Genomic DNA, 6,859 nt, shown 5'->3' with positions numbered 1-6,859 from the left:
TGAGAGTTGCTCAACAGAGAATTGATGAACTTGGTTAAGTGCTTGTCTTAGAAACATAAAAAAATCCGAGTGTCTGGAATACACTCGGATTTTGACACCTTGAAAGGATCGTTCAACCGATCATTTAAGCCTTAACTGATCGGCATTACGCCTTTTAGGCGAGCCTTTTTATTTTCCGGTGTCGAGAATCAGACATTACTTACACCTTCAACTCTTTTGTAATTCAACATCTTATAGACGGCAAGCTTATTGCATTAACAACTCTAGAAACCGTGCATTAGCAGTAGCCATGATGAATAACTGAACAAAATCGACACTAAAGTACCTGTATGCAATAGGTTTTAGCTTCAGTTCTTACAGTGAATGCGCCATACTTGAATTTTCTTTCGCACCAATTTGGTGCGCTGCACTATTCAAGTTCAAGGATGAGGGAGAGAGCAGTGGACAGCGAACTCAATAACATTATTTTAAACCACCAAGTGACCGCGATTCTAATTATGAATGAGTCACTTCAGGTGAAGTACGCCAATCCAGCGGCTGAACAACTGTTTTCTCAAAGTGCTAAGCGAATAGTCAATCATCCACTATCACATTTAATCCAGCATGCCTCACTGGATCTTGCACTGCTGTCACAACCACTACAAAGTGGACAAAGCATTACTGACAGCGATGTTACCTTTGTTGTCGATGGCAAACCATTGATGCTTGAAGTGACTGTGAGCCCAATATCTTGGAATAAAAAAATAATGCTGCTGGTTGAAATGAGGAAAATAGGCCAGCAACGTCGCTTGTCCCAAGAGCTGAATCAACATGCTCAGCAACAAGCCGCAAAGCTACTAGTTAGAGGCCTTGCGCATGAGATTAAAAACCCTCTCGGTGGCTTACGTGGTGCTGCTCAGCTACTGGAACGCACTCTCCCAGATCCTAGCCTAGCTGAATATACCCAAATCATTATCGAACAGGCCGATCGTTTACGCGCCTTAGTGGATCGACTACTGGGCCCACAAAGACCAGGGAAAAAGCGCCCAGAAAACCTCCACCTTATCCTTGAAAAAGTCCGTCAGTTGGTTGATCTCGAAGCCAACCAGAGTGTCACTATCGAACGCGACTACGACCCCAGCCTGCCGGAAATTCTTATGGATGCGGATCAGATTGAGCAGGCACTGCTGAATATTGTGAGTAATGCTGGACAAATTTTGAATGGGCAACAAAACGGCGAAATTACTATTCGCACCAGAACAGTGCATCAGGCCAATATTCACGGTCAACGCTGCAAGCTAGCGGCACGAATCGAAATTACAGACAACGGTCCAGGTATTCCTGCCGACCTACAAGACACTCTTTTCTACCCTATGGTCAGCGGAAGAGAAGGGGGGACAGGGTTAGGCCTGTCGATAGCACAAAATTTAATAGACCAACACCAAGGCAAAATTGACGTTGAGAGTTGGCCTGGAAGAACCACATTTACGATTTATTTACCCATTTAAACAATGGAAAGTAATCTTGCTGCAAGGAAATCAATATGAGTAAAGGATACGTTTGGGTTGTTGATGATGACAGCTCTATCCGTTGGGTGATGGAGAAGACTCTCTCATCTGCCAACATAAAGTGTGAAACCTTTGCAGATGCTGAAAGCGTTTTAATGGCACTTGAACGAGAAACGCCTGACGTACTCGTTTCAGATATTCGTATGCCAGGCATTGATGGGATTGAGCTACTTAAACAGGTACATGAATGTTCACCTGAACTTCCTGTCATTATCATGACTGCCCACTCAGATCTTGATGCAGCGGTCAATGCCTACCAAAAAGGGGCGTTTGAATATCTCCCTAAGCCTTTCGATGTTGATGAAACTCTGACTTTAGTTGAGCGAGCTATCACACATAGCCACGAGCAGAGACAAGAGCAAGCATTACTGGCTGACGAAGGTTACACGCCTCCAGAGATCATTGGTGAAGCGCCAGCAATGCAGGAAGTATTCCGTGCAATTGGTCGACTGTCTCGTTCTTCGATCTCCGTACTCATCAACGGTGAATCTGGTACAGGTAAAGAGCTGGTCGCTCATGCGCTTCATCGCCATAGCCCTCGAGCCAGCAAACCCTTTATTGCTCTTAATATGGCGGCGATACCAAAAGACTTGATTGAGTCAGAGCTGTTTGGCCATGAAAAAGGCGCCTTTACCGGAGCCAACAGCGTTCGCCAAGGACGCTTTGAACAAGCCAATGGTGGAACCTTATTTTTGGATGAGATCGGTGACATGCCGCTCGATATTCAAACACGACTACTACGAGTATTAGCGGATGGTCAGTTCTATCGCGTTGGTGGACACTCCCCCATCAAAGTGGATGTTCGTATCGTCGCAGCAACACACCAGAACCTTGAAAAACTCGTTTCAAAAGGCAATTTCCGCGAAGACTTGTTTCATCGCCTCAACGTCATTCGAATTCATATCCCTGCACTGAGAGAGCGCAAACAGGATATAGAAAAACTCACTTTACACTTCTTAGCATTAGCGGCTGAAGAACTCAGTGTTGATGTCAAAACACTGCATCCCAGCACGGTAGAAACGCTTAATCGGTTGGATTGGCCAGGTAACGTTCGTCAGTTAGAAAACATCTGTCGCTGGTTGACTGTTATGGCGAGTGGCTCTGAAATTCTACCCGGAGATCTACCCTCTGAATTGCTTGAGGACAAAAAGCACAACAATGTTAGTTCAGCAGGTTCATGGCAGCAACAATTGGCAAGCTGGGCAAGAAACTCTCTTGCTCAAGGAGATACCGAGCTACTTTCTTACGCACTTCCTGAATTTGAGCGTATACTTTTGGAAGCAGCGTTAGAACATACTAACGGTCATAAACAAGACGCAGCGAAAGTTTTAGGCTGGGGACGAAACACCCTGACCCGAAAGCTCAAAGAGCTTTACTGACATCAAGTCGCTTAACAACCGACTCGGAAAATGAAGGTTACTACGGATAGATTGCAGTCTATTATTTGTATGGTAATCACCGTTTTTACCCTCTGTCACTCGCCTTGTATTACGATCAGTGCATAAGGGGTCGGATGAAAGTGACTACAAAGATCACCCTCAGAACAGCTGTTGTACTGCCGTTTGTATTGATATTTATCTTTACAATCGGAGTGATCATAGCAGTACAGAAGAACAGCTATGAAGAGATGGTCGTCGATATCAGCAGTAAACAACTATCCGCTCTAACTGAGAACGTCAGACTTGAGCTTAATAGTTTTCTCAATGAACCCTTTCAGGCAAGCCTTGCTCTCAGCCACTCTATTGGGTTCAATGAACTTTATCGTTCAGGAGACACATCTAATATTGAGCAATATTTGCTAACCTCCTTTCGCGATCTCTACAATACCTTCCCTCAACTCGATGTTATCGGCTTCGGCGGAGAAAGTGCTGAGTACGTAGGTTTCCGCAAAGAGCCCGATAAAAGCTACACCTTAATGGTTCAGGATAATCGTACCCAATATAAGTTGGTCATTTATCGTGGAGAAGTCATTAACGAAAATGTTCGCTCGGTGATCGATAACTATGATCCAAGAGTCCGACCATGGTATGCCCCCGTAGCCAAAATGCGTCTGCCCATGTGGTCATCCATCTATGCCAATGCAGATGAAAGGCAAGAGATCACCTTATCCGCTCTAACCCCCGTATTTTATGGCGATCAATTCCAAGGGGTGGTAGTAACTGATGTCAAAATCGACACGTTTAATACCTTCCTAAAAGAACAGCAAAAGCACACCAACGCACTCATCTTTATTGTCGATGACAAGAAGCGTCTCATTGCTCACTCAACAAATGGTAATGTCGTCTCTTGGGGTACATCTTTAACTCCAAAAGGAGAGCGACTATTCGCAACAGAAAGTACAAATCCAATAATCAAAGCCAATGCCGAGTATTCGGCATCACAAGGGTTATACCAACTGAACCAGACTCAACGTTTTACAATCGATATCAGTGGAGATCGCTATTTCAACCATTTCACCCCTTACATCGATGAGCATGGTTTGAAATGGTATATCGGTGTCGCTATTTCCGAGTCACATCTGCTCGGTAAACTGCCAGAAAGTCAGCGAAATAGTTGGGTTATTGGATTAATAGCGAGCTTTATCGGCATCGTTGTTGGTTTGCTCGCCTTTAACCAGATAATGACACCCATCACATCAACAGCAGCAGTAGCCAAACGTCTTGCGAAAGGTGACTGGGATAGCCATATGCCACAGCCAGGCAATATCTATGAAACCTCTATGCTGGTGTTCGCATTTAACGAAATGGCCAACAACTTAAAAGCCTCATTCAGAGCATTACGAACTCAATTACTTTATGACTCGTTAACTAACCTCTATAGTCGAGAAGGCTTGATTGATACGTGTGATTCTCTCGGTAAGTTGGACGGTATTTTGTTACTGGTGGGAATCAATAAATTCAGAGATATCAACGACAGTTTAGGCCATAGTCTAGGCGATCAGATTCTCAATGTTATATCTCGCCGACTCAAATCCCTTTTCACCAATCAACACTATCTAGCCAGAATAGGTGGTGATGAGTTCGCTATCTACATACCCGATCGACAAACCTGCGCTAATTCTAAAATCCTTGCAGATCAAATCATTGCAATGTTCGTATCGCCATTTCTGATTGAACAAGAGAGTGTGCTAATCAGCGTCTCAGTCGGCGTTGTTGAAGACGGACCGGATGCCAACATGACGGTATGGCTAAGAAACGGGAGCATCGCGCTAAGTAATGCAAAACATGACGCGACAAGCATCAGCTATTACCGTCCTGAAATGGCGGATATCTCTCGAAATAGAACCATGATGTTAGCAAAGATAAAAGATGCCATTGAGCACAAAGAGTTTTTACCTTTCTATCAACCACTCATTGATTTGAACAGTGGCAAAGTCGTGGGTGCAGAAGCCCTAGCAAGATGGCTCTCCCCTACGCAAGGCTTACTACCACCTATGGATTTTATTCCATTAGCGGAAGAAAGCGGGTTAATGGGTGCAATAGGAGAGCATATTCTAACTCAAGCGTGCAATGATACTGTTCAGGGTCTCAAAGAGGGCAAGTGGGACAAGTCATTCAATATGCATGTTAACCTCTCAGTTAATCAGCTTTCCCAACCTACGTTTATCCAAGTCCTACAAAGAATACTGGCACAGTCAAACCTCAAAGCCAGTAACCTTACCTTAGAGATTACTGAATCACGCATCGTAGACAACGATCCAGTAACAATACAAAACTTGCAGGCTATCCGAGATCTAGGGGTAAAAATTGCGATCGATGACTTCGGAACAGGCTACAGCTCCCTTGCTTATCTGCATAAACTACCGTTTGACTGCATTAAGATAGACCGTGCCTTTGTTCGTAGCCTAGATCCTCAAAATCTCGATACGTCGATCGTGGCGGCGATCGTTAACATGACTCGAGGAATGAGAGTCAGCATAGTAGCCGAAGGCATTGAAACATATGAGCAAGAGCGCCTCATTACCAAACTAGGTTGCTCACTTGGTCAAGGTTTCCTCTACAGCCGACCAGTCCCTTATGCCGAGTGGCCAACCAACTTGGTCACAAAGAAATAGTGATTCGTTCACTCTAATAGAAGTAGATCGTCTAAACTGACTAATATCTTCTCCTTAGCCGGAGTAAATCATGACTAATAAAACTTTCTATATCGCCCTAGGAGCAGCTGCAAGTCTGTTGGCTTTCAGTAGCCACGCTTGCACGCTTACCATGGGCTATCGAACCAATGAGCGTCCTCCTCTCATAGCCAAGTCCCCTGATAATAGTGGCTTGTACCAACACTTCTATCAGGTCGTAGCGAACAAGATTGGCTGCGAACTGGATATTGTTCGAGGCCCTAAAAAGCGAATTCTCAAGCAGCTTCAAGATGGAGAAATAGACTTCTACCCAGGCTTCAACTTTAACGATCAGCGAGCAGAATTTACGTTTTTTATTGCGAATGGTTTCCCTGGTGGTGAAATTGGCATCTCTCGATCAGACTTTCCTCTAATAACCGCGCTAGAGCAGCTTGAGGGCTATACCATACTTCAAGCATTAGGTTCGCCAGATTTTGTCCGAGACCTTGAGTCGGTAAAAATATACGCAGTTCCTGAAATGACAATAGACAAAGCGGTCGGTCTGCTTAGAAAAAACCGCGGAGACTTCTACATTTACAATGGCGCTTCGATAAGGCATTACCTAAAAACCAACAGCAGCGACGACATTAAAGTCCACCCCAATTGCTGTGGAGACGTCAATCCGATCTATCTTGGTTTTTCTCGTCACTCACGACACTTTAAAGAAGTAGAAAACCCTTCATACCGGAACGATAAACCCAAGGGACCATACAATTTTCCGACTCAACTTGATTCGGACTCTAAAGCCTACCAAATGAAGCAAGTACTTGAGCAAATGGCTCTGGATGGAGAAACTGAGAGTATCTATCAACAGTATTACTGATAAGTGAGAATTGATTTTATTGTTGGGTAAAACGAAAAAGCCCGCGGCGTATGCAGCGGGCTTCTCAATGTGGCGGAGAGATAGGGATTTGAACCCTAGATACGCTATTAACGTATGCCGGTTTTCAAGACCGGTGCTTTCAACCACTCAGCCATCTCTCCACAAATTGTCATCGCTAGATTAGTACACTAGAGATGTTGTTACATGCTCATTATGCAGGTAACGATATTTAAAGCCTGGCGATGTCCTACTCTCACATGGGGAAACCCCACACTACCATCGGCGCTAATTCGTTTCACTTCTGAGTTCGGAATGGAAATCAGGTGGGTCCAAATCGCTATGGTCGCCAAGCAAATTCTTTAATCTGGAAAGCTGTTA

4 protein-coding genes, 1 tRNA gene and 1 rRNA gene are annotated in these 6,859 nt (G+C 44.5%); 4 read left to right on the top strand and 2 right to left on the bottom strand.

Going from position 1 to position 6,859, the window contains the following annotated elements:
- Positions 1–440 precede the first annotated feature (440 nt).
- The 4 genes from glnL (at position 441) to QTN95_RS19350 (ending at position 6,481) form a co-directional block, all read left to right on the top strand.
- Positions 441–1,487 carry a nitrogen regulation protein NR(II) gene (gene glnL / locus QTN95_RS19365; protein WP_331418648.1) on the top strand — a complete coding sequence of 349 codons (1,047 nt, stop codon included), beginning with the start codon at positions 441–443 and terminating at the stop codon, positions 1,485–1,487.
- A 35-nt stretch (positions 1,488–1,522) separates the two neighbouring features.
- On the top strand, positions 1,523–2,926 hold the full coding sequence (gene glnG, locus QTN95_RS19360; protein WP_331418647.1) for a nitrogen regulation protein NR(I): 1,404 nt from the start codon (positions 1,523–1,525) through the stop codon (positions 2,924–2,926).
- A gap of 134 nt (positions 2,927–3,060) precedes the next feature.
- Complete coding sequence (locus tag QTN95_RS19355; RefSeq protein ID WP_331418645.1) at positions 3,061–5,601, top strand: bifunctional diguanylate cyclase/phosphodiesterase; 2,541 nt, start codon at positions 3,061–3,063, stop codon at positions 5,599–5,601.
- Between the two features lie 70 nt (positions 5,602–5,671).
- Positions 5,672–6,481 carry a substrate-binding periplasmic protein gene (locus QTN95_RS19350; protein WP_331418644.1) on the top strand — a complete coding sequence of 270 codons (810 nt, stop codon included), beginning with the start codon at positions 5,672–5,674 and terminating at the stop codon, positions 6,479–6,481.
- Positions 6,482–6,551: 70 nt separating this feature from the next.
- Here QTN95_RS19350 and QTN95_RS19345 read toward each other — a convergent pair.
- Together QTN95_RS19345 and rrf are read right to left on the bottom strand one after the other, a co-directional pair.
- Positions 6,552–6,642 (bottom strand) — tRNA-Ser (locus tag QTN95_RS19345).
- 73 nt (positions 6,643–6,715) lie between these two features.
- Positions 6,716–6,832, bottom strand: a 5S ribosomal RNA gene (gene rrf / locus QTN95_RS19340).
- Between the last annotated feature and the right edge of the window lie 27 nt (positions 6,833–6,859).

The sequence above is a fragment of the Vibrio sp. M260112 genome (genome assembly GCF_036533775.1).
GTDB lineage: Bacteria > Pseudomonadota > Gammaproteobacteria > Enterobacterales > Vibrionaceae > Vibrio.
This window is presented reverse-complemented; position numbering and strand designations above follow the sequence as displayed.